Source organism: Alcaligenes sp. (assembly GCF_050255915.1).
Lineage (GTDB): Bacteria > Pseudomonadota > Gammaproteobacteria > Burkholderiales > Burkholderiaceae_B > Alcaligenes > Alcaligenes aquatilis.
The window spans coordinates 35796-60667 of sequence record NZ_JBFWIQ010000001.1; the positions used below are offsets into that span (position 1 = coordinate 35796).

The following is a 24872-nucleotide window of genomic DNA, read 5'->3' on the forward strand; positions in this document are numbered from 1 at the left end:
TCGCCCGACAGACGGAAAAGAGGCTGGGCTTAGCGGCCCAGAAACTGCCCCAGACGGCTGATCGCTTCTTGCAGGCGATCCATGCCGGTTGCGTAGGACAGACGCAAGGTATAAGGCGCATGAGCCGTACCAAAGTCCCGGCCCGGCACCGCCGCCACACCCGCCTCGTGCAGCAGTTGCTGCGAGAAGGCATCGCTGTCCTGGCTGTATTCGCGAATATCCGTATAAATATAGAAAGCGCCATCCGGGCGTACGGGCACGCGCAGACCCAGACGCTCCAGCTCGGGCAGCAGGTAATCACGGCGCTGTTTAAAGGCCAGACGACGCTCTTCATAAATGGCCATGGTTTCCGGCTCGAAGCAGGCCAGGGCGGCATGTTGGGCCAGGGAGGGGGCGCAGATTGCCAGACTGGCGGCCATGCGCTCGCAGGCTTCGGTCATCCAGGTGGGCAGAATCAACCAGCCCAGACGCCAGCCTGTCATGTGGAAATACTTGGAAAAGCTATTGATCACAATAATGTCCTGATCCAAGGTCAGGGCGCTCAGGGGTGCTTCTTCATAAAACAGACCCAGATAAATCTCGTCCATGATGATGAAGCCGTCACGGGCGCGCACTTCCTTGATCAGTTCTTGCAGGGCAGGGCGGGAAATCGTCGCGCCAGTGGGATTGTTGGGCGAAGCAATCAGAACGCCACGGGTCTTGGGACCCCAGTGTTCACGAATATGCTGGGCGCTTAGCTGAAAGCGTTCGTCTGCCGATGCGGGAATCAGGCGGGCTGTGCCGCCAGCGGCCATGATGAAGTTCTGGTTGGCTGGGTAGGACGGATCGGGCATCAGGACTTCGTCGCCGGGATTGATCAGGGCCAGCGTAGCCAGAGACAGGGCACCCGATGCGCCCGCCGTGACCACAATACGCGAGGGGTCGACACGGGCCTGGAACTGCTGCTCGTAATACAGGGCGATGCGTTCACGTAGAGCGGTCAGACCGGCAGGGGCGGTGTATTGGCCTAAACCTTGATTGCTGGCCTGATGCAGTGCATCGACCACGGCTTGCGGGGCGGTAAAGTCCGGCTCGCCTATGCCCAGGCTGATGATGTCGCGGCCAGTGGCCTTTAAGGCATTGGCCTGTTTGAAGAGTTCAACAGCGTGAAAGGGAAGAACGTGCTCGGTACGACGGGCGAGGCGGGACATGCGGCAAATCTCGGGTAAAAAGTGTATTGTAGGACCTTGCTCAAAAGGGCGTCAGGTGGCTGTGGCGTGTGCGTGTGCCCAGTAGGGGTGCAAACCGGCGGGCCAGTGAGACTCAAGTTTAGGTTTGTTGCAGGAAAAGTCTATGGTTTCTTCGTCGCGGCGTGCATTTTTGATGGGGCGTCGTCCTCCCCAGACGGCTTGGCAGACATTTTGTTCGCGCCTGAAAGCCCGAGTGCAGGGCCAGTGGTCCGAACTTGGCACTGAAGCGCATCACGAGCAGGCTCGTCTGGAGCCCGCTTCCAGTGCGGACGTGCATATGGTGTTGACGCTGGCGGCCGAGTACGGCGTGACGGTGTGTCTGGAAGGCGTGCCGCAGGCCAGTGAAACCGATGACCCCATGATAGTCCTGGCCCCAGGCCGACAGATGGCCCGCTGTGACCGTCTGGAACCGAACTCCAATCGCTGGTTTGTACAGCCCGGCTGTCTGCTGGGCGAGATGGAAGCCAAAGGTTTTCAAGGTCTGGCCAATGCCCCGGCAGGCATGACCGTCGCTGCCTGGTTGGCCGACCGGCGTCAGCATGATTGGCCCAGTGGTCGCACGGCCTTGTCAGGTGTGTTGCATTGTTCAGTCATTCTGGCGGACAACACGCAAGCGGCCCTGGGCCCTTTTGGACAGGACAATCGCAATCCCCTTGATAGCCTGCGCATGCAGCAATTGATTCCTGCCTTGTTCCAGTTGATGGGCGAGTCGGACACCCAGGCCCTGCGACAAGAGCAATGGCCTTGCCGCTATAGGCTGGACGCGCTGGAACCGGTTGAAGGCGAGGGCATTAATCTGGCTCATTTAATGCTAGGCCACGGCGGTGATTTGGCCTGGGTGGAATGGCTGGTGCTGGATGAGGCTGTGTTAAGCGGCTCAGACCCGCAAGACTGGTCCTGGCCGAATCAGGAGCAATCCTGGCAGGCTCAGGATGTGGATAGCCGTATCAAGGCGTTGTTTGATCCTACTGACCGGTTTTCTTACCCAGGCCAGACGCTGTAAGTTTGTCCTGGCCTGCGCTTGACCCAGCTTGTAACTCAAGGGCTAGAATGGTCCTTGCTTTGGCCTTGAGGGCCAGGCAAGGCGATCGGGGTTTCGGAGACAAGAACAGCATTTAGCGTATCAAGCCACGCGCTTGTTTGAATTTACGCTGACAGGCAATGGCCGCTTTCTGGCGATCCCGGTCCGTTTTAAATGGATTTTTTGGTAGGTATACAGCATGGACGCCAATTTTCGGAAAGCAGCTCTGGAATATCATGAGCAGGGCAGGCCCGGAAAGTTATCGGTCACGCCGACCAAGCAACTCTCTAACCAGCGGGATCTGGCGCTGGCGTATTCGCCCGGGGTTGCGGCTGCTTGTGAGGAAATCGTCAACGACCCGCAAAATGCCTTTCGCTATACCGGTCGGGGTAATCTGGTTGGAGTGATTTCCAATGGCACTGCGGTGCTGGGCCTGGGCAATATTGGCCCTCTGGCTGCCAAACCGGTTATGGAAGGCAAGGCCGTGCTGTTCAAGAGCTTTGCCGGTCTGGATGTGTTTGATATCGAGATCAATGAAACCGACCCTGACAAGCTGGTCGATATTATTGCAGGCCTGGAGCCGACCTTTGGCGGCATCAATCTGGAAGACATCAAAGCGCCCGAGTGTTTCGAGGTAGAGCGCAAGCTTCGCCAGCGCATGAGCATTCCTGTTTTTCACGACGACCAGCATGGCACCGCAATTTGCGTGACAGCCGCCTTTCTGAATGGCCTGAGCGTGGTGGAAAAAGACCTTAAGCAGGTCAAAGTAGTGACCTCGGGTGCAGGTGCTGCCGCGCTGGCTTGTTTGGACCTGATGATTGATATGGGGCTGCCACTGGAAAATATCTGGGTGACGGATATTGATGGCGTGTTGCACGAAGGCCGTCCCGGAAATCCAGTGCCCGAGCTGGCCCGCTTTGCCAAACAGACCGACGCCCGTACTTTGAGTGACGTGATTGATGGGGCCGATGTGTTTCTGGGCTTGTCCGCCGGTGGCGTGCTCAAGCCCGAGATGCTGAAGAAAATGGCTCCCCGGCCCTTGATCCTGGCCTTGGCCAATCCGAACCCCGAGATCTTGCCTGAAGATGCTCACGCCGTGCGTGATGATGTGGTTATGGCAACTGGCCGTTCGGATTATCCGAACCAGGTCAATAATGTGCTGTGCTTCCCTTATATCTTCCGTGGCGCACTGGACGTGGGCGCCACCACGATTACGCGCGGCATGGAAAAAGCCGCTGTGCTGGCCATTTGTCAGTTGGCACGTGAAGAGCAGGATGAAGGCGTTGCTGCCGCTTATGGCCTGGAAGAAGTGTCTTTCGGTCCGTCCTTCTTTATTCCCCGCCCTTTTGATTCGCGCCTGATTGTGCGTATCGCTCCTGCGGTTGCCAAAGCGGCCATGGAAGAGGGCGTGGCGACCCGTCCGATTGCGGATCTGAACAGCTACATCTATCAGTTGCGTCAGTTCGTCTACAAGTCCGGCTCGTTCATGAAGCCGATTTACTCGCTGGCCCGTGGCCTGGTGCAAGACGGCGCCAAGTCGCGTGTGGTGTTCAGCGAAGGCGAGGACGAGCGCGTGTTGCGTGCCGTACAGATTATTGTGGACGAAGGGCTGGCTAGCCCCATTCTGGTGGGCCGTCCCGCTGTCCTGCAGCAACGTATTGAGCGCTACGGCCTGCGCCTGCGTCTAGGCATTGATGTGGAAGTGACCAACCCCGAGCAGGATGATCGTTTTCACCGTTACTGGACCAGCTATTGGGAAATCATGTCGCGTCGTGGCATCAGCAAAGAGATGGCACGTGTTGAAATGCGTCGTCGTCCGACTTTGATCGGCGCCATGATGCTGCACCTGGGCGATGCCGATGGCATGATTTGCGGCACGGTGGGGCGTTACGAAAACCATTTGGAGTTGGTGGATCAGGTAATTGGCAAAGCCCCCGGCGTCAAAACCTATGCCGCCATGAATATTCTGCTGCTCAGTGAGCGCAGCGTGGCCCTGACCGATACGCATATCAACCACGATCCCGATTCGGATCAGGTGGCCGAGATCACCTTGGCGGCGGCTCGCAAGATGCGCCAGTTCAATATCGAACCCAAGGTGGCGTTGCTGTCCAGCTCGAACTTCGGGACCAATGATTCGCCTGCGGCGGTCACCATGCGTGGTGCGCTGGAGCGCGTGCGCAAGCTCGATCCCAGTTTGGAGGTGGACGGGGAAATGCACGGCGATTGCGCGCTGGATGAAAAGGCCCGCCATCAAATCCTGCCCACCTCGGCCCTGACTGGCGAGGCGAACTTGCTGGTCTGCCCCAACGTGGAAGCGGGCAATATTGCCTACAACCTGCTCAAGACGGCGGCCGGTGGCAACGTGGCGATCGGTCCCTTCCTGTTGGGGGCACGGGCACCGGTTCACATCATGACGTCCACCTCCTCGGTGCGCCGTATCGTCAATATGACGGCGGTCACGGTGGTCGATGCCAACGTTGCTACTGAAGGCTGATACCTGTCATGATCCAGCGCTCTCCCGCTTCCGTGGCATTGATCTTGAATGGGGGCGGGGCGCGCGGCGCGTATCAGGCCGGGGTGTTGGCTGGTTTGCTGGAGCTTCTGGACCCGGACCGCAACCCTCAGTTTCGTAACCCTTTCGATATTATTTGTGGCTCGTCGGCCGGTTCCATCAATGCTGCCGGATTAGCGTGTCGCGCTGACAAGCCTCACGAGGCTGTCGATCATATACAACAGCTGTGGGGGTCGTTGCACACTAACGATATTTTTCATGCCGACCCCTTGCAGTTGCTGGCGACCAGTGTGCACTGGGTGGCCACGCTGGCCTTGGGCTGGCTGGCCCCGCGTCTGCGTGACCATGTGCCGCACTCCATGCTGGACAACTCACCGTTGCGTGACCTGCTGGAAAAGAGTCTGGACTTTGATCGCTTGCAGCGCAATCTGGCCCAGCAGCATGTCGGCGCGCTGGCGATTACGGCCGCTGCTTACACCACGGGTGAGCACCTGACTTTTTATCAGTGTGACGAGCGTATCCGACCATGGACGCGCAATCTGCGCCGCGCCATCCCAGGTGTGATCGGGGTGGATCACCTGATGGCTTCCAGCGCGATTCCCTTCATGTTTCCGGCCCAGTCCTTGCAAGTGGGCAAGCAAACCCAGTGGTGTGGGGACGGGACGATGCGTCAGTTGGCCCCTATCAGCCCGGCGATTCATCTGGGGGCGCGTAAGGTCCTGATTGTAGGGACGGGATACGCGGACAACACCTACCATGAGCAAGAGTGCAAGGATCCGCCCTATCCCTCTTTGGCGCAGATCAGTGGCTATGCCTTATCCAACATATTCCTCGATAGTGTGTCAACGGATATTGAGCGTATGGAACGCATCAATACATTGCTTGCCTATATGCCTGCAAATGTATTACAAAGCCAATCGCTGCGTCCTGTCAGCACGTTTGCCATCACTCCCAGCCGCTCGCTGGATGAAATTGCCACTCGGCATATTCATCAGATGCCAACTGCTGCACGTACCCTATTTCGAGTACTTGGTGTATCTTCAAAGTCCGGTCCGACCACAGGCGGTGCATTAATCTCATATTTGTTATTCGAGTCCGGCTATACCCAAGAGCTGATCGAATTAGGAAAGACCGATACCATGAGTCGTCGTGAAGAAGTATTAGCGTTTTTTAAGGAAGCGTCCTGATGAGCCAATCCCTGACTTTGCAAGAGGCTTTGCAACAAGGCGGCGTGCTCGACGCAACGGGCCTGACGGCTGCTGATTTTCTGGAGCAGGCACAGGACCAGGGGCTTACCGCCCTGGAAGTAAGTTGCGATCGTGCGCGCAATCGTTCCGCTGTGCTGCGAGCAGTCGCCAAGGCTGTCGATTACCCTGAGTTTTTTGGTGGCAATCTGGATGCGCTCTACGATTGCCTGTGTGACACCGTGCTGGACCAGAAAGCAGGCCTGGCCCTGTGGCTGGACAATCTGCACAGTGGTGATCCCGCATTGGAAAAAGACGCTCAGGCTATTTTGGGCGTGTGTGAAGATGTACATGCCTGGGCCTCGAACAACGAGCGCCGTTTTGTTTGTGTCGTTCTACACGCTGGCAAGCACCCTGACCCCGAACCGGGCGAGACGCCTGCTTCCTACTCCAGCCAGGACGAGGAATAAGTTATCGGTTTTATTCCCAGCCTTGCAAGGCGCTGATCGCTGCTGTCAGCGCCAAGGCGGCGGTTTCGGTTCGCAGCACGCGATGCCCGAAACGAATCGCCCGAGCCTGGGCACCCAGTGCCACCTTTTGCTCTTCGGGCGACCAACCGCCTTCGGGGCCAATCAATATCGTCATGGCCTGATCTTGCGGTCCAATGGCCTGCGCCAGTTGCAGGGGCGCATCGGGATCACAAAACAGATGCAGGCCAGTTTCAGCCTCGCGAAAGTACTCGGCCAATGTCAGCGGCGCAGACAGTTCCATCAAGCGGTTGCGACCACATTGCTCGCTGGCCGACTCGATCACTCTTTGCCAATGGCCCATGCGTTTGGCCTGCCGCTCCGCATTCAGTTGCAGTACGCTGCGTTGCGCGCGAATCGGCACAAGGCGGCTGACGCCCATTTCCACGGCTTTTTCGATAATCCAGTCCATCTTGTCGCTGGAGGCAATGCCTTGCAGGACGGTAATGCGACCGGCCAGCTCGCGGACCGGTGTTTGGGCAGCGCCCAGGGCGGCGAAACCTTTTTTGCCATCAATGCGCAAGGTGGCGGGGTATTGAGTCCCGAGTCCGTCAAACAGGACGATGTCCTGGCCGTCCTTTAAACGCAGCACCCGGATGGCATGATGCGCCAGTGCCTCGGGCAGGGCGATCTCGGTCTGGGCCGTCAGGCCCAAGGGGTGGTAGAAGCGGGGAGCTGCCATATCAAGACACCATCAAGCATAAAAAACCGCACAAGCATACCGTACCCGGGCTTGGGGGAGAAAGCACAAGGCCCCAGCTCTAGTGGGGGCGATTTAGCGCCAGCGATGCTAAAATAGCGCGTTTTATAAACTAATCAGGGTCGTGAGCCGTCCGCTTGCCGGAATTGTCGCGCCGCCGCCCCAATGAGCTTCTAATGGATATTGCGTCAGCCTCTGATAAAACCCTAGCCAATGCCGTCCGTGCCTTGTCTATGGATGCCGTGCAACAAGCTAATTCGGGCCACCCCGGTGCGCCCATGGGCATGGCCGATATCGCCCAGGTTCTCTGGTCCCGGCACCTGAAACACAACCCTGCCGACCCTGCCTGGTTTGATCGCGACCGTTTTGTGTTGTCAAACGGCCACGGTTCCATGCTGATCTACGCTTTGTTGCACCTTAGCGGCTACGACCTGCCCATGGACGAGCTGCGCAACTTCCGTCAGATGCATTCGCGCACTCCGGGCCACCCTGAAGTGGGTATTACCGCTGGCGTGGAAACCACCACGGGTCCTTTGGGCCAGGGTTTGGGTAACGCGGTCGGTTTTGCTCTGGCTGAAGCCTTGCTGGCGCGCGAGTTCAACCGCGAAGGCCACGATGTGGTCGACCACCTGACTTGGGTTTTCGCTGGCGACGGCTGTTTGATGGAAGGTATCTCGCACGAGGCTTGCTCCTTGGCCGGTACCTGGAAGCTCTCCAAGCTGGTCGTGATGTACGACGACAACGGCATCTCCATCGACGGTAAGGTCGAGAACTGGTTTGGTGATGACACTCCCGCCCGCTTTGAAAGCTACGGCTGGAATGTGATTCGCGCGGTTGATGGCCACGATGCCACTTCGATCAATAGCGCGATTGAACAGGCTCGCCGCAACGCGAAAGAGGGCACGGGTCCTACCCTGATTTGCTGCCGTACCGTGATCGGCAAGGGCGCTCCTAATGCCGCCGGTTCCGAGAAAGTCCACGGTGCTCCACTGGGCGCTGATGAAATCGCTGCCACCCGTGCTGCACTGGACTGGAACCACGGTCCGTTTGAAATTCCTCAGGAAATCTACCAAGGCTGGGATGGCCGCGAAAAAGGCGGTGCTCAGCAAGCCGAATGGCAAAAGCGTTTTGACGCCTACAGCCAGGCTTATCCTGAACTGGCCGCCGAACTGGCCCGTCGTTTGAAAGGCGAACTGCCTGCTGACTACAGCGCCAAAGTCCAGGCCTTTATTGAAGAAACCGCTCAGAAAGCCGAAACCATTGCATCGCGTAAAGCCTCGCAATTGGCCATCAGCGCCTTGGTCAATGTGCTGCCAGAAATGCTGGGCGGCTCGGCTGACCTGACCGGCTCGAACTTCACCGACTGGAAGGGGGCCGAAGCGGTTCGCGCTCACGCCGATGGTCTGCATTTTGGTCGCCACATCAACTACGGTGTGCGTGAATTCGGCATGGCCGCCATCATGAATGGTCTGGCCCTGCATGGTGGCTACCTGCCTTTTGGCGGCACCTTCCTGACTTTCTCCGATTACTCGCGTAACGCCATTCGTATGGCTGCCTTGATGAAGCAGCGCGTTGTGCACGTCTTTACCCACGACTCCATCGGTCTGGGCGAAGACGGTCCTACTCACCAGTCCATTGAACACGCCAACAGCCTGCGCCTGATCCCCAACCTGCACGTCTGGCGTCCTTGCGATACCACGGAAACTGCCGTGGCCTGGGCATGTTCGGTCGAGCGTCCTACCAGCATCGGCATGGACGTACAGAGCGGCGGTCCTAGCGCCTTGCTCTTGTCGCGCCAGAATCTGCCCTTCGTCGAACGCGATGCGCAAACCATCCAGAACATCCGTCGTGGTGGCTACGTGCTGCGTGACGCGCAAGATGCGCGCGCCATCATCATGGCAACCGGCTCGGAAGTCGGTTTGGCGCTGCAAGCCCAGGAACAGTTGGCTCAGCAAGGGATTGCGACCCGCGTGGTGTCCATGCCTTGTACCAACCTGTTCGATGCTCAAGACAAGCAGTGGCGCGATCAGGTCCTGACCCCAGGCATTCCACGCGTTGCAGTTGAAGCCGGGACCACCGGTCTGTGGTTCAAGTACGTGGGTCTGGAAGGCGCCGTAGTGGGTATTGATACCTACGGTGAATCCGCCCCGGCTGGCGTCCTGTTCAAGCATTTTGGTCTGACAGCAGAGAAGGTCGCTGCGGCCGTTCAAGAAATTTTGTAATTGGAGTCTGACATGACGATTCGCGTCGCAATCAATGGTTATGGTCGTATCGGCCGCATGATCTTGCGTGCCCACTACGAGTACGGCAAAAAACACGATATCGAGATCGTGGCCATCAACGCCTCGGGCGGTGCCGAGATCAATGAACACCTGACTCGCTATGACTCCGTGCATGGCCGTTTCAACGCCGATGTGTCGCTGGATGGCGACTACCTGGTGGTCAACGGTGACCGTATCCGCCTGCTGAGCCAGCGCGATGCGCTGACCCTGCCTTGGGCTGAACTGGGTGTGGACGTGGTGCTGGAATGTACCGGCGCGTTCACCACCAAGGAAAAAGCCAGTGAGCACATTCAAGCCGGTGCCAAGAAAGTCATCATCTCGGCCCCCGGTGGCAAGGATGTGGATGCCACCATCGTGTACGGCGTGAACCACGACATTCTGAAAAGCACCGACACCGTTATCTCCAACGCATCGTGCACCACCAACTGCCTGGCTCCCCTGGTTGCTCCTTTGCACAAGGAACTGGGCGTGGTCAGCGGTCTGATGACCACCATCCACGCGTACACGAACGACCAGGTCCTGACCGACGTGCGTCACAAGGACATGCGCCGTGCCCGTTCGGCCACCAGCAGCATGATTCCTACCAAGACCGGCGCGGCTGCGGCTGTGGGTCTGGTGTTGCCAGAACTCAATGGCAAGCTGGACGGTTACGCTGTGCGCGTTCCTACCATCAACGTGTCCATGGTTGACCTGACTTTCGTGGCCAGCCGCAACACCAGCGTTGAAGAAGTGAACGGCATTCTGAAGGCAGCTTCGGAAGGCGCCATGAAGGGCATTCTGGACTACTGCACCGAACCTCTGGTGTCCATCGACTTTAACCACACCACCGCTTCCAGCACGGTTGATTCCCTGCTGACCAAAGTTACCGGCGGCAATATGGTCAAAGTGGCGGCCTGGTACGACAACGAATGGGCTTTCTCCATTCGTATGCTCGACAGCACCATCGCACTGATGTCGGCCAAGTAAGATCTGAATAGCAGGGGCGGGATTTCCCGCCCCTGTCACGTTAATTCCCAGAACAAAAAACCATGTCTACAAGCATCAAGACCTTGTCTGCGCTGGCCGAAACGGACGCGCTGCGAGGCAAGCGGGTATTTATCCGCTCTGATCTGAATGTCCCTCTGCAAGACGGACGTATTACCGAAGACACGCGCGTGCGTGCCTCGGTACCTGCCATTCGCATGGCGCTGGATGCCGGCGCTGCGGTGATGGTCACGTCTCACCTGGGTCGCCCTAAAGAAGGCGAGTGCCAGCCTGTGGATTCGCTGGAACCCGTGGTGCAACGTTTATCCGAGTTGTTGGGCATGCCCGTTGAGCTGCGTCGCAATTGGCTCGATGGCGTCCAAGTGTCGCCCGGTCAGGTGGTCTTGCTGGAGAACTGCCGCTGCAACGTAGGGGAAAAGAAGAACGATCCCGAGTTGGCTCGCAAAATGGCAGCCTTGTGTGACGTTTACGTAAACGACGCCTTTGGTACGGCTCATCGTGCTGAAGCGACTACCGAAGGGATCGCCCGCTTTGCTCCTGTAGCTTGCGCCGGTCCCTTGTTGGAAGCCGAGTTGAAAGCCTTGGGCCGTGCCCTGAATCAGCCTGCACGTCCTCTGGTCGCGATTGTGGGTGGTGCCAAGGTATCCACCAAACTGTCCATTCTGCGCGCTTTGGCGGAAAAGGTTGACCAACTGGTGGTCGGTGGCGGCATTGCCAATACCTTCATGATGGCCAGCGGCCTGTCCGTGGGCAAATCCCTGGTGGAAGACAGCCAGTTGGAAGAAGCCCGCGAAGTGATCCGCATCATGAAAGAGCGCGGTGCGGAAGTGCCTATTCCTGTGGATGTGGTGTGCGCCAAGTCCTTTGCTGCTGATGCAGCGGCTGAAATCAAGGCTGCTGATCAAGTCCAGGACGATGACATGATTCTGGACGTGGGCCCACAAACGGCTCAGCAGATCGCTGACATCATTGCCAAGGCTGGCACCGTGGTCTGGAATGGCCCTCTGGGCGTGTTCGAGTTCCCGGCCTTCGCACAAGGCACCGAAACCCTGTCACGCGCGATTGCAGACTCCAAGGCCTTCTCGATTGCTGGCGGTGGTGACACCCTGGCCGCGATTGCCCAGTTCAATATTGGTGAGGATGTGGACTACATCTCCACCGGCGGCGGTGCATTCCTGGAATTCCTGGAAGGCAAGCGTTTGCCTGCTGTGGCTGCGTTGGAAGACAAGGCTTAAGTCAGTTTTGGCTGCATAAGAAAAAGCCAGTCAACTTGCGTTGACTGGCTTTTTTGTGTGCATAGCTTTTATGGTTCAGATATTGGCCATTTCGCGTTCAGCAGCTTTTGCCAGGAATGCAGAGCGGGATAGATGCTGGGCTTTTGCGACAGCATCAATGCGGTGGACTAAGGACTCCGGCAGACTGATATTCAAGCGAATGGCTTTGTTGTTGACTTTGGATAGGTCAATATCAACCATCATCCAAAATCCGTCTTTATAGTCATCGTGCCAAGACCAGCTTTCAGGTGTGGTTGGAGCAGGAATGGATGAGCTGTCGCCGAAGAAATGGGCCTCAACGGCTTCTTGAGCCGCCTTAGGTAGATCCTGTAATTCGTCAGCCGCCGCAAAACAACCTGGAAAGTCCGGAAAGGATGCACCATAGGCGCTATGTTCTTCTTTGTGTACGTGGATGGGATAGAGCATGAGCTGCGCTTACGCCCCATCTTTAATCAACTGCGCATACCCTTGCATGGCATCGGGCCAGTCCAGCTGAAAGCCGCTGTCCAGCAGTCGCTGGTTGCTCAGGCGTTTGCCACCTTCATTGGACTGACGCCGTTCGGGATGCGGTACTTTCAGCAAATCAGCCAGTCCGTCATACAGTTCCGTAATCCGGTAAGGACGGCTATCAGTGCCTATATAGCAAGGGAAGGGCGCAGGAGCACGTAGCAGGTGCCAGCAGGCGCGCGCAGCATCTTCAATATGCAGGCGGTTGGCCCAATGTTCAGGGTCGTCTGGCACGGTGGCGCGGCCTTCACGCAGACGATCCAGTAATTGGGTGCGTCCTGGCCCGTACAGGCCGCTGGGTCGGATGACGACAGCCTGGGCTGGAATCCGGTGGTGCAGCAACTGCTCGGCCTGCAGCAGCACTTGCCCGTTAAATTGTGCCGGTTCGGTGGGCGAGTTCTCGTCCACCCATTCATTGCTTGGCCCGTAGACGGCGGTGGATGAAACAAAGACGAAGCGTTTCAGGGCTTTCAGGTCCAGTTCGTTGAGCAGGTTTTCCAGACCGTGCAGAAATACCTGTTCATAAGCAGCCTGACTACGCTGGCCGGGGGAGACAGCGTAAAGTACGTGGCTGATTTTGCGGTGTTTCAGGCGCAGGGAGGAGGGCTCACTTAAATCAGCCTGCACCCATTCAATCCCGCTGTCATCGTCCAAAGGGGGATGACGGCGCAGACCGATCACCGGCCAGTCGTGATGGCGGGCCAGCATACCGGTGCGGGTGCCCAGATCGCCAGCGCCCGCTAAGAGCAAAGTACGTTGTCGAGAGTCCAAAGCGGCAAGTCCTTGAGTAGAATGATCTCGAGCAAAGCTCGATTGGCTGGGATAACAATAGCATTGGAGGCGGTCATGGAGTGTCGCAATTGGATTGACGGACAGCAGCTTGGCGCGGAGGGCGGTGGTTTGCTACCGGTTATCGACCCCTCCACGGGCGAAATCTTTGCCCGGCTAGCACAATCGTCCGAGGTGGATATTGATTGGGCTGTACAGGCCGCCCGACGTGCCAGTCAGGGGCCCTGGAGCCATCTTACTGCCGCCCAGCGCAGCCAATTGCTGCTGCGCTGCGCCCGAACCCTGTCTGATGCCCGCGAGGAATTGGCGCGGCTGGAGTCCCGCGATACCGGCAAGCCTTTACGCCAGGCCCAGTCCGATGCTGCTGCCATTGTCCGCTATTTTGAGTTCTACGCGGGCGCGGTGGACAAGCTGCATGGTCAAACCATCCCATTGGGCTGGGAAATGACGGCCTTTACCTTGCGTGAACCCTTGGGGGTTACCGCGCATATCATTCCCTGGAATTACCCCTTGCAAATTTTTGGGCGCAGCGTGGCCGCGTCCCTGGCGGCAGGCAACACCTGCGTGGTGAAACCGGCGGAAGATGCCAGCCTGTCCTTGCTGCGGGTGGCCGAGTTGTTGCACGAAGCGGGCTTGCCGGCGGGTGTGCTCAATATCTGCACGGGGCTGGGGAGCGAGGCGGGGCAGGCCCTGTCCGCACATCCCGACATCAATCATATTTCTTTCACTGGTTCTCCCGGCACGGGCCGTCAGGTAGCCGTGCAAGCGGCGCGTAACTTTGTGCCAGTCACCTTGGAGCTGGGCGGCAAGTCTCCGCAAATCGTGTTCTCGGATGCGGATCTGGATGCGGCCTTGCCGGTCGTGGTCAACGCGATTGTGCAGAACGCAGGGCAAACGTGCTCGGCAGGCAGCCGGGTGCTGATTCAGCGCGCTATTTATGGTGATTTTACCGAGCGTTTGATCGAGGCCTTTAAAGCCTTGCTGACCGGGGCGGCAAGCGACAATCTGGATTGCGGTCCGCTGATCAGCGCCCAGCAGCAAGCGCGAGTGCGCTCCTATCTGGAAAATCTGGACCAGGACGGCATTGTGGTGCTTGCCAAAGGCAAGCTGGACTCCAAGGCCCCGGCTGGTGGTTTTTATCAAGTGCCTGTTTTATTGGGGCATGTGCCAGTTGATCATCGCCTGGCGCAGGAGGAAATATTTGGTCCGGTTCTGGTCGCTCAGCCTTTCGGCACCGAGGAGGACGCGATCGCCATGGCCAATGGTACGCCTTACAGTCTGGTGGCCGGGGTCTGGACCCGCGACGGAGCCCGTCAGGTACGTATGGCCAGACAACTGCGGGCCGGGCAGGTCTTTGTGAATAATTACGGCGCGGCAGGTGGGGTAGAGCTGCCTTTTGGTGGAACCGGCCAGTCTGGCATAGGACGCGAAAAAGGGTTTGAGGCTCTGTATGCGCTGACGTCCTTGAAAACAGTTGCGCTGCGTCATGCTGCGAACTGATCTTGAGGGAATCTAGGGTAAGCGTGGCTGTGGTGGGCCGTGTTTTCTGGCAGCATGGCAGCTGAACGCTAAACAGGTTTCATTAATGGCGGCGCAAAGCCGCCATTTTTTATATAGAAAGCAGAAGGAGACAAAGATGCGATTGCAAGACAAAGTGGCTATCGTGACGGGCGGTGCATCGGGTTTTGGCCTGGGTATCGCGCAACGTTTTGCACGTGAAGGAGCGCGTGTATTGATTGCCGACCTGAATGAGGAGCAGGGCAAAGCCGCCGCTGCCCAGATTCAGGCTGCGGGTGGTCAGGCCATTTTTGCCGCGTGTGATGTCTCGCAAGGGGACGAAGTGCATGCCCTGTTGGATATTGCTTTGCGTGAGTGCGGTGGGCTGCACATTGTGGTGAACAATGCAGGCACCACACACCGCAACAAGCCTTTGCTGGAGGTCAGCGAAAGCGAGTTCGATCTGGTCTATGCCGTCAATGTGAAAAGCATTTACTGGAGTGCCAAACACTTTGTGCCGTACCTGCGGGCTCAAGGTTCGGGGTCGTTCATCAATATTGCCTCCACCGCCGCTTTGCGTCCGCGCCCCGGATTGGTCTGGTACAACGGCACCAAAGGTGCAGTGGTGACGATCAGCAAGGGGATGGCAGCCGAATTGGGCCCGGATAATATTCGGGTCAACTGCATTAATCCGGTGATTGGTGACACGGCATTGCTGGAACAATTCATGGGTATGCCCGATACGCCGGAAAATCGCAGCCGCTTTTTGGCGGGAATTCCGCTGGGCCGTTTTTGCACACCCAAGGACGTGGCGGCGGCAGCGCTGTATCTGGCCTCGGACGAGGCCGAGTTTGTGACCGGCACCTGCATCGAGGTCGATGGCGGCCGTTGTATTTAAGCCCCACTGCGATTCGTTACAATCCTGCGGTTGGCAGGCCCGTTCAGGGCCTGTAATTTATTTCGCTTCCAAGGAAAAGCATGACATTCAATCGACAGTCTCCCCGCGAGCATCCGGATCAATTGCGTATCGGCTTGGTGTCGGTTTCGGATCGCGCCTCCAGCGGACAGTACCAGGATCAAGGTATACCGGCGCTGCGCCGCTGGCTGGATTCCGCCTTGACGGTCGCACCTGCCTATCTGGAGCGCTTGATTCCTGATGAACGAGCCCAGATTACCGGCACTTTGGTCGAGCTGGTGGACGCCGGTTGCGATCTGATTTTGACCACCGGTGGCACTGGCCCGGCCCGTCGTGACGTGACCCCGGAGGCCACGGTGGACGCGGGAACGCGCGAAATGCCCGGATTCGGTGAACAGATGCGTCAAATCAGTTTAAAATTCGTACCAACAGCGATTTTGTCGCGGCAAGTTGCGGTCATCCGAGAAATTCAGGACCACGCTGCTCTGATTATCAATCTGCCTGGGCAGCCCAAAGCCATTCAGGAAACTCTGGAAGGATTACGGGATACAGAAACCGGACAAGTATTGGTGCCGGGTATTTTTGCAGCTGTCCCGTATTGCATCGACCTGATTGGCGGACCTTACGCACAAACTCACGAGCATGTGGTGCAAGCGTTCCGCCCCAAGTCGGCGCGTCGGACCGCCAGTTAATACGCTTACAAACAATCGGCTGGACACGAACCGTGCCCAGCCAAGTTTTTCAATTATTTTCGTCTTCAGGAGGTCTTCTCATGGCCCTAGTTTCCATGCGCCAGCTGCTCGATCATGCGGCCGAGCACGGTTATGGTATTCCAGCGTTCAACGTCAATAACCTGGAGCAGGTCCAGGCCATTATGGAAGCCGCCTCGGAGACGGACAGCCCCGTCATCATGCAGGCGTCGGCTGGTGCTCGTAAATATGCAGGCGAAGCGTTCCTGCGTCACCTGATTGAAGCTGCTGTCGAGTCCTACCCCAACATCCCTGTGGTGATGCACCAGGATCACGGCCAGTCCCCCGAGATTTGTAAAGGCGCCATCGAACTGGGTTTTTCCAGCGTGATGATGGACGGCTCCTTGCTGCCCGACGGCAAAACCATTGCCGACTTTGAATACAACGTGGAAGTGACCCGCAAAGTGGTCGATATGGCTCACAAGCTGGGCGTGACCGTTGAAGGTGAACTGGGTTGCCTGGGTTCTTTGGAAACCATGCAGGGCGACAAGGAAGACGGCCACGGTGCCGACGGCGTTCTGACCCTGGATCAACTGCTGACCGACCCCGAGCAAGCGGCTGAATTTGTGACCCGCACCCAACTGGACGCACTGGCTATTGCCATCGGTACCAGCCACGGCGCTTACAAGTTCACCCGCAAGCCTACTGGCGACATTCTGTCCATCGAGCGTGTGAAAGAAATTCACCGTCGCTTACCTAACACCCACCTGGTGATGCATGGCAGCTCCAGCGTGCCTCAGGAATTGCTGGCGGAAATCCGTCAGTTCGGTGGTGACATGAAAGAAACCTACGGCGTGCCTGTGGAAGAAATTCAGGAAGCCATCAAGTACGGCGTGCGCAAGGTCAATATCGACACCGATATCCGTTTGGCCATGACTGCCGCCATCCGTCGTTTCCTGTTTGAAAACCCAGAGAAGTTCGACCCGCGCGAATACCTGAAACCTGCTCGCGAAGCCGCCAAGAAAGTGTGTGTGGCCCGTTACCAGCAGTTCGGCGCCGCCGGTCAGGCTTCCAAGATCAAGGCTATTCCTTTGCAGGAAATTGCCCGCCAGTACAGCACCGGCGAGCTGTCCCAGATCGTTCAGTAATTTTGTCAGGCGGCGGCAGGAGTGGGCAGCACGACTGCCCGCCTCGGTCTCCGCGTCTTTGCCCGGTGCCGCAGGCGCCGGGATTGTCGTCCCGCCTGCATCCATAGTCAGCGGGATGTTTTCGTTTTAAGGATGAAATCGTGCAAGAGCCCTTACATCAATCCAGCCTGAGCTCCTTGCCGCTACTCGCGCGCGGCAAAGTTCGGGACATGTATGCGGTGGGTGAGGATAAGTTGTTGATTGTGGCCAGTGATCGCATTTCGGCATTCGACGTGATTCTGGACGACCCCATTCCCGGCAAGGGCGCTGTCTTGACGCAGATGACCGAATTCTGGCTGAGCAAGCTGGCACACATCATCCCTAATCACACGACGGGCGTGAACCCGGTTGATGTGGTGGCGCCTGAAGAGCGTGCTCAAGTCGAAGGCCGCTCCATGGTGGTCAAGCGCTTGAAGCCCATCATGGTGGAAGCGGTGGCTCGTGGTTACCTGATTGGTTCGGGTTGGAAAGACTACCAGGCGACTGGTGCGGTTTGCGGCATCACCTTGCCTGCAGGTTTGAAGCAGGCTGCCAAGCTGCCCCACGTGTTGTTTACTCCAGCGGCCAAGGCTGAAATGGGCTCGCACGACGAGAATGTGGATTTTGCTCACGTGGTCAAGGAAGTCGGTCAGGAACTGGCCGAGCAAATCCGTGACGTGACCCTGCGTTTGTATACCGAAGCTGCCGACTATGCAGCCAGCCGTGGCATTCTTATCGCCGATACCAAATTTGAATTTGGCCTGGATGATCAAGGCCAACTGCATTTGATGGACGAAGTGCTGACTCCGGATTCCTCGCGTTTCTGGCCAGCCGACAGCTATGCCGAAGGTATCAGCCCACCGTCCTACGACAAGCAATTTGTGCGCGATTGGCTGGAAACCCAGGTCTGGGACAAGACGCCGCCCGCACCGCGCTTGCCTGCTGAAGTGGCCCAGCGTACGGCTGACAAATACCGTGAAGCCCTGGAACGCCTGACGGCGTGAACGGTTTGCAGCCCGGACAGGCACTCATCGTAAACGAGTTGCCTGCTCGTCCTCAGCAGGGTGCCAAGCGGCTCATGTCCGTGGACGACTTGCTACAGCGAGCCGGGCTTTGGGGGAGGGCGATGGGCAGAGCAAAGTCTGCCTCGCCGGAAAACCCATCCTTGGATGGACCCTGCTGTTTTTCTATTGACCAAGGCGCCTGGTAGCATGGCGCCTTCTTCCTTTTAGGGCGTATCTCTAATGAGCGTACAAACTCCTGCGACCCCCACCGTGGGCATTGTGATGGGTTCTTCCAGCGACTGGGATGTCATGAGCCAGGCCGTGGCCATTCTGGATGAATTTGGCGTGTCCTATGAGTGCCGCGTGGTCTCTGCCCACCGCATGCCGATTGATATGGTGGATTACGGCGCCCAGGCCCCAGCCCGTGGCCTGAAAGCCATTATTGCCGGTGCAGGCGGTGCGGCTCACTTGCCCGGTATGCTGGCGGCCCTGACGCACTTGCCCGTGTTCGGCGTACCCGTGCCTTCGCGCTATCTGCGCGGTGAAGATTCTCTGTTGTCGATTGTGCAAATGCCCAAGGGCGTGCCGGTTGCCACCTTCGCCATTGGCGAGGCCGGTGCCGCCAATGCCGCGCTGCACGTGATTGCCAATCTGGCCGTCAACGATACGATCCTGACTGAAAAACTGATTGCATACCGTGCCCGCCAGACCGAGGCCGCCCGCGCGATGCGTGTTCCGCCTGCCACTGCCTGATTTTATTTTGTGATGATGACCCCCATGACTGATGCTGTCCTACTAGTCCCTGGCTCCTGGCTGGGCATGATTGGAGGCGGCCAACTGGGCCGCATGTTCTGCCATAGCGCTCAAAGCCTGGGCTATAAAGTGGCGGTACTGGACCCCGACACCCATAGCCCGGCCGGTGCCGTGGCGGATCTGCATATCTGTGCGGCCTACGATGATGCACAAGCATTGGTTCAACTGGGGGAACTGTGCCAAGCCGTCAGTACCGAGTTCGAGAACGTCCCGGCGCAGTCCTTGCTGACTCTGGCTCAGCACACCCGAGTCACGCCGTCCGGCGATGCCGTAGGCATTGTGCAGGATCGCATTCGTGAGAAAGCCTTTATTTCGCAGGCCGGTGTGCCGGTGGCTCCTTATGCCGCCATCGAAAGCCTGGACGATTTGCAGGCCGCTGACAGCGCCTTGTTCCCTGGCATTCTGAAGACAGCGCGCTTTGGTTATGACGGCAAGGGGCAGGCGCGTGTGGCAGACCGGGAGCAGGCGCTGGCTGCCTTCAAGGAGTTCGGTTCCCAGGCCTGTGTGCTGGAAGCCTTGCAACCTTTGAAATCCGAAATTTCGGTGGTCCTGGCCCGTGGCCTGGACGATCAGGTCAAAACCTTCCCATGTGCCCGTAACGAGCACCGCGACGGCATTTTGGCCGTGTCCACGATCAGTGCCCAGTTCCAGGACGATGCCTTGTCCGAACAGGCTCGTCAGGCAGCGGCTGCTATTGCCCGTACGCTGGATTATGTGGGTGTGTTGTGTGTGGAGTTCTTCATTCTGGAAGACGGCCGTTTGCTGGCCAACGAAGTGGCTCCTCGTCCGCACAATAGCGGCCACTACACCATGAATGCTTGCGTCACCAGTCAGTTTGAACAACAGGCCCGCGTGATGGCCGCTTTGCCCCTGGGCGATACCCGCGCTTTGTGTCCTTCCATGATGCTCAATATCCTGGGCGATATCTGGTTTGACGAACAAGGCCAGATGCGTGAGCCGGATTGGGCTGCCTTGCTGGCTGTGCCTGGTGTGTCCTTGCACTTGTATGGCAAGGCCGAGGCCCGTGTTGGCCGCAAGATGGGGCACGTGAATATTGTGGGCGAGTCGGATCAGCAAGTGCGCGAACGCACTGCCCGAGCTGCCGCCGCTTTGCACATCGCTTTTGATCATGACTGACATCCCCTCCAGCCCTTCCGAGCAGCAGATAGAGCAAGCCGCCCGTGTGCTGGCACAAGGGGGGCTAGTCGCCTTTCCGACCGAGACGGTCTACGGTCTGGGCGCGGATGCAGAGAACCCGGCTGCAGTGCAACTGATTTACAAGGCCAAGGGCCGCCCTGCGAATCATCCCTTGATTGTGCATGTGGCCCCTGGTGCCGATTTGCGCTATTGGGTGACGGATATTCCGCCCGTGGCGCAGCAATTGATGGATGCCTTCTGGCCCGGCCCGTTGACGCTGATCTTGCCGCGCAATCCGGCTATTCCGGATACGGTCAGTGGCGGACAAAGCAGCATTGGTATTCGTTGTCCTTCCCATCCGGTGGCTCAAGCCTTGCTCAAGCGCATGGCGGAACTCAAGCCCAGCGGTCAGGCCGGTGTGGCGGCGCCTTCGGCCAACAAGTTTGGTCAGGTATCGCCTACGGCCGCCAAGCATGTGCGCGATGAATTTGCGGACATGAGTGCAGAGGAACTGCTGATCGTGGAAGCGGGCCCGTCGGAAGTGGGTATCGAGTCCACCATTGTGGACGTCTCGCGTACCCATCAAGGTGTGGGTGCGGTGCTGTTGCGGCCCGGCCATATCACGGCAGCCATGATTGCCGAGGTCATCGGCTACGAACCTGCCAGTCCGGATCAACAAGCCCCGCAAGTGTCGGGCAGCTTGAAAGCGCATTATGCGCCCCGTACCCCTTTGTCCTTATTTGATGAAAGCAGTGCGCTAGCGGTGCAGGCTGCTTTGGCCGAAGGTGGCAAGCAGGCCATTGTTGCCTTTGCCTCTTTGCCGCCCTTTTCGGCGGATGTACACGACTGGTATGTGTGCAGCCCGGATGCGCAGCTTTATGCCCAGGATTTGTACGCCATGTTGCGTCGTCTGGACCAAGGCCAGTATCAGCATATTTGGGTGCAGCGTTGCCCGGATACGCCAGACTGGCAGGCGGTCAATGACCGCCTGGGCCGAGCAGCCGCCGCCTTTGAGTAAGGCTGCTGTTTAGTAGGCGTGTGTGCTTTAGGGACTGAGCTTAGGAACTGAGTGAGTTTGCTGCTTAGCGGGCTGTTCGCTTCAGAAAATCCACAATTGCCTGGTTCACCTGCGCTTCCTTATCCCGGTAGGGCAGGTGACCGCATTGCTCCAGCTCCAGCAGCTCCGTGTGCGGCACCAGCTTCTTGATGCGACGGATTTGCTCCAGTGTGCCGTATTCATCATCCACGCCCTGAATGGCCAGAATCGGGCAGGTGATGCGGCTGACGTCCTCTTCGATATTCCAGTCGCGGAATTGGGGTTCCGTCCAGGTGGCGTTCCAGCCCCAGAAGGCGGACTCCACATCATCGTGATAGCGTGCCAGTCGCTCGCGTAAAAAACCTTGCTCGTAGGCTTCGCGGGCGACCAGAATGCCGCGCAAGGAAATGTCTTCCACAAACAGGTGCGGGGCCATCACCACAATGCCTTGCAGCTTGTCGCCAAAGCCGCTGGCTGCCAGCAGGGCAATCGAGCCACCATCGCTGTGGCCGACCAGCATAATCGGGCGCTTTTGGCCGTCCTCGCCCAGTTGTTCCAGCAATTGCGGCAGTACGTCCAGTGCCTGTTCGTGCAGATAGTCGGGCTCTTTGGGGCTATTGTCGGGGCGCGGGGTACTGCGGCCATATCCGTAACGTGAGTACATCAGACCGCTACAACCGGTTTGTTCGCACAACTGTGCTGGCCAGTCTTTCCACATGGCAATCGAACCCAGACCCTCATGCAGAAACACCAGCAAAGGGGCCGCGACCCGCTCGGGGAAAATGCGTTGATATTCCAGTTCAATGGCTTGCGTGCCTTGAGTCAGGCTTGCAAATTGCAAAGATGAAGCTAGTGTTGTCATAGCGGTTGATGTGCATAAACCCCAAACAAATTGGGCGTTCAAGTAATTAGGAAACTCTCTTTATGCCATAGATTGGTAGAGGACGCACAGGCTTGCTTTTCCCGATACCCGATGTGGACAGTTTGCTGCGGTTTGTGGCGCTTTAGGGGCAGGTGCTGCAAATTTTGACAGAGATGGTAGAGTGGCGCTCTCGGTCTTTTTTGCCGCCGGGCCGCCCCAAGGCAAAAAGCTCCCCCTTGGGGATGAGCCTGGACACACAGCAGTCCATTGCGGACTGCTGTGTGCCTAGCGAATCCGAGCGGCATACAAGCCGCGAGGTGGAGCGCAAGCCGAAGGCGTAGCGAGGGGGCTTTTTTTTGCCGCCGGGCCGCCCCAAGGCAAAAGCTCCCCTTGGAGGGGCAGCAAGCTGAAGGCGTAGCGAGGGGCTTTTTTTTTGCCGCCGGGCCGCCCCAAGGCAAAAGCTCCCCCTTGGGGGGGCAGCAAGCCGAAGGTGCAGCGTGGGGGCTCTTTTTCATTGCACCACAACATGAAATTTGCTGAATTTGAAGTGGGTATGGTCATCAAGCACCCACTTGTACCTGTGACTCGCGAAGAGATGCTCGATTTCGCCCAGAAATACGATCCGCAGTCCTTTCATATTGACGATAAGCAAGCCGAAGAAGGCCATTGGGGCGGCTTGATTGCCAGCGGCTGGCTCACTTGTGGCAAAGCCATGCGCATGGCTGTGGATTCTGCTTTGCACGACTCCGAGTCCTTTGGCTCGCCAGGTTTGGAACGTTTGCGCTGGGTGCTGCCCGTACGGGCAGGTGACTCTATCCGTCTGGAGGCCACCGTTATATCGAAGCGTGTGTCCAGCAGCCGGTCAGATTTAGGCATCATCCGTTGGAATTGGGATGTGTTTAACCAGCGTGATGAACGGGTGCTGGAGCTGGAAGCCACCAGTATGTTTGAGTTGAAGGTTTTACAAGACTAAGAAAGACCACCCACTTATCTATTTGGCCTGTTGCTCTTCGAGGGGCCGGTTTTTATTTTTGGAACGGCTTGGCGACACGAGAAAACTTCCGCGCTACGCTTTGGGCTTACTCGCTCTGAAGGGGGTATCTTGGGAACGGCGCGGTGGTAAGAGAAAAGTCGCCACGCGACACGGTTCGCAGACTGCTTGCCTGGAGGACACTTTTTACCTTGAGCTTGCTTGGTGTAAAAAGGATGCAAGCTGGCGATGCGCTCCCACCGCATGTAATCGGCAAGTTTGATTAGATTCTGAATGAAAGAGGGCAAAGCTTTTTGCTTTGCCCTTATTGAGCTTCGCTTAGAAAAAGGCCTGAATCCCGGTTTGCGCACGTCCCAGAATCAGGGCGTGGACATCGTGAGTACCTTCGTACGTGTTCACCACTTCCAGATTGACTAGATGGCGGGCAATGCCGAACTCGTCAGAGATGCCGTTGCCGCCCAGCATGTCGCGTGCCAGACGGGCAATATCCAGTGCCTTGCCGCAGGAGTTGCGTTTCATGATGGACGTAATTTCCACCGCCGCCGTGCCTTCGTCTTTCATGCGCCCCAGACGCAGGCAGCCTTGCAATGCCAACGTAATCTCGGTTTGCATATCGGCCAGCTTTTTCTGAATCAGCTGATTGGCGGCCAAGGGGCGGCCAAACTGTTTGCGGTCCAGGGTGTACTGGCGGGCGGTATGCCAGCAGGATTCGGCCGCACCCAAGGCACCCCAGGCAATCCCGAAGCGGGCCGAGTTCAGGCAGGTGAAGGGACCACGCAAACCCGAGACATGCGGCAGCATTTGGCTGTCTGCAATGTCCACATCGGCCATGACAATCTCGCCGGTCAGGGAAGCGCGCAAGCCTACTTTGCCGTGAATGGCCGGGGTGGACAGGCCTTTCATGCCTTTTTCCAGCATGAAGCCACGGATCTTGCCGTCGTCTTCACCACCCACGACTTTGGCCCAAACCACCAGCACATCGGCAATGGGGGAGTTGGTAATCCAGGTTTTATTGCCGCTCAGGCGATAGCCGCCGTCTACTTTGACAGCGCGGCTTTCCATGGCGCCGGGGTCCGAACCGTGATTGGGTTCAGTCAGGCCAAAGCAACCAATCCATTGCCCGCTGGCCAGCTTGGGCAGGTACTTCTGTTTCTGCTCTTCGCTGCCAAATTCAAAAATCGGCACCATCACCAAAGAGGACTGTACGCTCATCATGGAGCGGTAGCCCGAATCCACACGCTCCACTTCGCGGGCGATCAAACCGTAGCTGACGTAGTTCAGACCGGCACCCCCGTAGGCTTCAGGAATGGTGGCTCCCAACAAGCCCAGCGCGCCCATTTCGGCAAAGATAGCGGGGTCGGTCTGCTCGTGACGAAAGGCTTGCAGCACGCGCGGCAACAGCTTTTCCTGCGCATAGGCATGGGCGGCATCGCGCACCATACGTTCTTCATCGCTCAACTGCTGATTCAGTAGCAGAGGGTCGTCCCAATGAAAAGAGGGATTGGCAGACATAGAGGTACTCCGGGAAGATCAAAGACGGTCAGTTAAGTGGGGCCAACATGGGCGCCATCGGTCTGGGAAATAGAAAAGAGCCATGTGAGTATCGCTGGCACTGGCAACGGTGGGCAATAGCGTTAGAGGTGGCGCATGGTCAGGCGGCTGCGCACAAGCGATATCCATGTAAGGTCTCAGCATAATGTGCATAAAGCGCACAAATCAATTGATAAAATTGCACAATGTCGTGTGCTGGCG

Annotated in this window: 22 protein-coding genes; 16 read left to right on the forward strand and 6 right to left on the reverse strand. The window is 57.8% G+C overall.

Annotated features, from left to right (window positions below):
* Positions 1 to 29: 29 nt before the first annotated feature.
* Entirely contained in the window at positions 30 to 1190 is a 1161-nt protein-coding gene (locus AB7E06_RS00190; RefSeq protein WP_094195702.1) for a pyridoxal phosphate-dependent aminotransferase, read from the reverse strand.
* Between the two features lie 142 nt (positions 1191 to 1332).
* Between AB7E06_RS00190 and AB7E06_RS00195 the strand changes: the two genes are divergently transcribed.
* The 4 genes from AB7E06_RS00195 (at position 1333) to AB7E06_RS00210 (ending at position 6416) form a co-directional block, all read left to right on the forward strand.
* Complete coding sequence (locus AB7E06_RS00195; RefSeq protein WP_125277055.1) at positions 1333 to 2232, forward strand: hypothetical protein; 900 nt, start codon at positions 1333 to 1335, stop codon at positions 2230 to 2232.
* Positions 2233 to 2449: 217 nt separating this feature from the next.
* Entirely contained in the window at positions 2450 to 4744 is a 2295-nt protein-coding gene (locus AB7E06_RS00200) for an NADP-dependent malic enzyme (RefSeq protein WP_125277054.1), read from the forward strand.
* Between the two features lie 8 nt (positions 4745 to 4752).
* Complete coding sequence (locus tag AB7E06_RS00205) at positions 4753 to 5949, forward strand: patatin-like phospholipase family protein (protein ID WP_427954647.1); 1197 nt, start codon at positions 4753 to 4755, stop codon at positions 5947 to 5949.
* A complete protein-coding gene (locus AB7E06_RS00210; RefSeq protein WP_009455142.1) occupies positions 5949 to 6416 on the forward strand; it encodes a barstar family protein in 468 nt (155 codons plus the stop codon). The genes AB7E06_RS00205 and AB7E06_RS00210 overlap by 1 nt, the downstream gene beginning before the upstream one ends.
* A 10-nt stretch (positions 6417 to 6426) precedes the next feature.
* On the opposite strand, the gene AB7E06_RS00215 is transcribed toward AB7E06_RS00210, so the two are convergent.
* Positions 6427 to 7155, reverse strand: a complete 729-nt coding sequence (locus AB7E06_RS00215) for a 16S rRNA (uracil(1498)-N(3))-methyltransferase (protein WP_108728056.1) — start codon at positions 7153 to 7155, stop codon at positions 6427 to 6429.
* Positions 7156 to 7349: 194 nt separating this feature from the next.
* On the opposite strand from AB7E06_RS00215, the gene tkt reads away from it, so the two are divergent.
* The 3 genes from tkt to AB7E06_RS00230 all read left to right on the forward strand — a co-directional run bounded on the left by tkt (position 7350) and on the right by AB7E06_RS00230 (position 11674).
* Positions 7350 to 9395 (forward strand): transketolase, encoded by a 2046-nt coding sequence (gene tkt, locus AB7E06_RS00220; protein WP_427954650.1) that lies wholly within the window; start codon positions 7350 to 7352, stop codon positions 9393 to 9395.
* A 12-nt stretch (positions 9396 to 9407) separates the two neighbouring features.
* The gene (gene gap / locus AB7E06_RS00225) at positions 9408 to 10421 is read left to right on the forward strand and encodes a type I glyceraldehyde-3-phosphate dehydrogenase (RefSeq protein WP_094195708.1); all 1014 of its coding nucleotides are present in this window, start codon (positions 9408 to 9410) and stop codon (positions 10419 to 10421) included.
* Between the two features lie 62 nt (positions 10422 to 10483).
* Positions 10484 to 11674 (forward strand): phosphoglycerate kinase, encoded by a 1191-nt coding sequence (locus tag AB7E06_RS00230; protein ID WP_275263375.1) that lies wholly within the window; start codon positions 10484 to 10486, stop codon positions 11672 to 11674.
* 75 nt (positions 11675 to 11749) lie between these two features.
* On the opposite strand, the gene AB7E06_RS00235 is transcribed toward AB7E06_RS00230, so the two are convergent.
* Together AB7E06_RS00235 and AB7E06_RS00240 are read right to left on the reverse strand one after the other, a co-directional pair.
* Complete coding sequence (locus AB7E06_RS00235; RefSeq protein ID WP_427954653.1) at positions 11750 to 12139, reverse strand: type II toxin-antitoxin system HicB family antitoxin; 390 nt, start codon at positions 12137 to 12139, stop codon at positions 11750 to 11752.
* Positions 12140 to 12148: 9 nt separating this feature from the next.
* Positions 12149 to 12991, reverse strand: coding sequence for an NAD-dependent epimerase/dehydratase family protein (locus AB7E06_RS00240; RefSeq protein WP_230019045.1), 843 nt, complete (start codon positions 12989 to 12991; stop codon positions 12149 to 12151).
* 75 nt (positions 12992 to 13066) lie between these two features.
* On the opposite strand from AB7E06_RS00240, the gene AB7E06_RS00245 reads away from it, so the two are divergent.
* From AB7E06_RS00245 to AB7E06_RS00280, 8 genes are all read left to right on the forward strand, one after another.
* The gene (locus AB7E06_RS00245) at positions 13067 to 14509 is read left to right on the forward strand and encodes an aldehyde dehydrogenase family protein (protein WP_108728052.1); all 1443 of its coding nucleotides are present in this window, start codon (positions 13067 to 13069) and stop codon (positions 14507 to 14509) included.
* 136 nt (positions 14510 to 14645) lie between these two features.
* A complete protein-coding gene (locus AB7E06_RS00250; protein ID WP_094195712.1) occupies positions 14646 to 15404 on the forward strand; it encodes an SDR family oxidoreductase in 759 nt (252 codons plus the stop codon).
* A gap of 80 nt (positions 15405 to 15484) precedes the next feature.
* Complete coding sequence (mog, locus tag AB7E06_RS00255; protein WP_108728051.1) at positions 15485 to 16114, forward strand: molybdopterin adenylyltransferase; 630 nt, start codon at positions 15485 to 15487, stop codon at positions 16112 to 16114.
* A gap of 80 nt (positions 16115 to 16194) precedes the next feature.
* On the forward strand, positions 16195 to 17259 hold the full coding sequence (fba, locus tag AB7E06_RS00260; protein ID WP_094195714.1) for a class II fructose-bisphosphate aldolase: 1065 nt from the start codon (positions 16195 to 16197) through the stop codon (positions 17257 to 17259).
* Between the two features lie 140 nt (positions 17260 to 17399).
* Positions 17400 to 18281, forward strand: coding sequence for a phosphoribosylaminoimidazolesuccinocarboxamide synthase (locus AB7E06_RS00265; RefSeq protein ID WP_230019047.1), 882 nt, complete (start codon positions 17400 to 17402; stop codon positions 18279 to 18281).
* Between the two features lie 240 nt (positions 18282 to 18521).
* Positions 18522 to 19034 carry a 5-(carboxyamino)imidazole ribonucleotide mutase gene (gene purE / locus AB7E06_RS00270; protein WP_162496909.1) on the forward strand — a complete coding sequence of 171 codons (513 nt, stop codon included), beginning with the start codon at positions 18522 to 18524 and terminating at the stop codon, positions 19032 to 19034.
* A 24-nt stretch (positions 19035 to 19058) separates the two neighbouring features.
* On the forward strand, positions 19059 to 20231 hold the full coding sequence (locus tag AB7E06_RS00275; protein WP_094198263.1) for a 5-(carboxyamino)imidazole ribonucleotide synthase: 1173 nt from the start codon (positions 19059 to 19061) through the stop codon (positions 20229 to 20231).
* Complete coding sequence (locus tag AB7E06_RS00280; protein ID WP_346549059.1) at positions 20224 to 21249, forward strand: L-threonylcarbamoyladenylate synthase; 1026 nt, start codon at positions 20224 to 20226, stop codon at positions 21247 to 21249. Before AB7E06_RS00275 ends, AB7E06_RS00280 begins: the two co-directional genes overlap by 8 nt.
* A gap of 64 nt (positions 21250 to 21313) precedes the next feature.
* On the opposite strand, the gene AB7E06_RS00285 is transcribed toward AB7E06_RS00280, so the two are convergent.
* Positions 21314 to 22129 (reverse strand): alpha/beta fold hydrolase, encoded by an 816-nt coding sequence (locus tag AB7E06_RS00285; protein WP_094195716.1) that lies wholly within the window; start codon positions 22127 to 22129, stop codon positions 21314 to 21316.
* 526 nt (positions 22130 to 22655) lie between these two features.
* On the opposite strand from AB7E06_RS00285, the gene AB7E06_RS00290 reads away from it, so the two are divergent.
* Positions 22656 to 23102, forward strand: a complete 447-nt coding sequence (locus AB7E06_RS00290; protein WP_094195718.1) for a MaoC family dehydratase — start codon at positions 22656 to 22658, stop codon at positions 23100 to 23102.
* 336 nt (positions 23103 to 23438) lie between these two features.
* Here the strand turns inward: AB7E06_RS00290 and AB7E06_RS00295 are convergent, their stop codons facing one another.
* Positions 23439 to 24632, reverse strand: a complete 1194-nt coding sequence (locus tag AB7E06_RS00295; RefSeq protein WP_427954659.1) for an acyl-CoA dehydrogenase — start codon at positions 24630 to 24632, stop codon at positions 23439 to 23441.
* Positions 24633 to 24872 lie beyond the last annotated feature (240 nt).

Excerpts from the sequence above, each read along its gene's own strand:
- AB7E06_RS00190 (WP_094195702.1), bottom strand. The coding sequence starts at position 1,190 with ATGTCCCGCCTCGCCCGTCGTACCGAGCACGTTCTTCCCTTTCACGCT.
- AB7E06_RS00195 (WP_125277055.1), top strand. The coding sequence starts at position 1,333 with ATGGTTTCTTCGTCGCGGCGTGCATTTTTGATGGGGCGTCGTCCTCCC.
- AB7E06_RS00200 (WP_125277054.1), top strand. The coding sequence starts at position 2,450 with ATGGACGCCAATTTTCGGAAAGCAGCTCTGGAATATCATGAGCAGGGC.
- AB7E06_RS00205 (WP_427954647.1), top strand. The coding sequence starts at position 4,753 with ATGATCCAGCGCTCTCCCGCTTCCGTGGCATTGATCTTGAATGGGGGC.
- AB7E06_RS00210 (WP_009455142.1), top strand. The coding sequence starts at position 5,949 with ATGAGCCAATCCCTGACTTTGCAAGAGGCTTTGCAACAAGGCGGCGTG.
- AB7E06_RS00215 (WP_108728056.1), bottom strand. The coding sequence starts at position 7,155 with ATGGCAGCTCCCCGCTTCTACCACCCCTTGGGCCTGACGGCCCAGACC.
- tkt (WP_427954650.1), top strand. The coding sequence starts at position 7,350 with ATGGATATTGCGTCAGCCTCTGATAAAACCCTAGCCAATGCCGTCCGT.
- gap (WP_094195708.1), top strand. The coding sequence starts at position 9,408 with ATGACGATTCGCGTCGCAATCAATGGTTATGGTCGTATCGGCCGCATG.
- AB7E06_RS00230 (WP_275263375.1), top strand. The coding sequence starts at position 10,484 with ATGTCTACAAGCATCAAGACCTTGTCTGCGCTGGCCGAAACGGACGCG.
- AB7E06_RS00235 (WP_427954653.1), bottom strand. The coding sequence starts at position 12,139 with ATGCTCTATCCCATCCACGTACACAAAGAAGAACATAGCGCCTATGGT.
- AB7E06_RS00245 (WP_108728052.1), top strand. The coding sequence starts at position 13,067 with ATGGAGTGTCGCAATTGGATTGACGGACAGCAGCTTGGCGCGGAGGGC.
- AB7E06_RS00250 (WP_094195712.1), top strand. The coding sequence starts at position 14,646 with ATGCGATTGCAAGACAAAGTGGCTATCGTGACGGGCGGTGCATCGGGT.
- mog (WP_108728051.1), top strand. The coding sequence starts at position 15,485 with ATGACATTCAATCGACAGTCTCCCCGCGAGCATCCGGATCAATTGCGT.
- fba (WP_094195714.1), top strand. The coding sequence starts at position 16,195 with ATGGCCCTAGTTTCCATGCGCCAGCTGCTCGATCATGCGGCCGAGCAC.
- purE (WP_162496909.1), top strand. The coding sequence starts at position 18,522 with ATGAGCGTACAAACTCCTGCGACCCCCACCGTGGGCATTGTGATGGGT.
- AB7E06_RS00275 (WP_094198263.1), top strand. The coding sequence starts at position 19,059 with ATGACTGATGCTGTCCTACTAGTCCCTGGCTCCTGGCTGGGCATGATT.
- AB7E06_RS00280 (WP_346549059.1), top strand. The coding sequence starts at position 20,224 with ATGACTGACATCCCCTCCAGCCCTTCCGAGCAGCAGATAGAGCAAGCC.
- AB7E06_RS00285 (WP_094195716.1), bottom strand. The coding sequence starts at position 22,129 with ATGACAACACTAGCTTCATCTTTGCAATTTGCAAGCCTGACTCAAGGC.
- AB7E06_RS00290 (WP_094195718.1), top strand. The coding sequence starts at position 22,656 with ATGAAATTTGCTGAATTTGAAGTGGGTATGGTCATCAAGCACCCACTT.
- AB7E06_RS00295 (WP_427954659.1), bottom strand. The coding sequence starts at position 24,632 with ATGTCTGCCAATCCCTCTTTTCATTGGGACGACCCTCTGCTACTGAAT.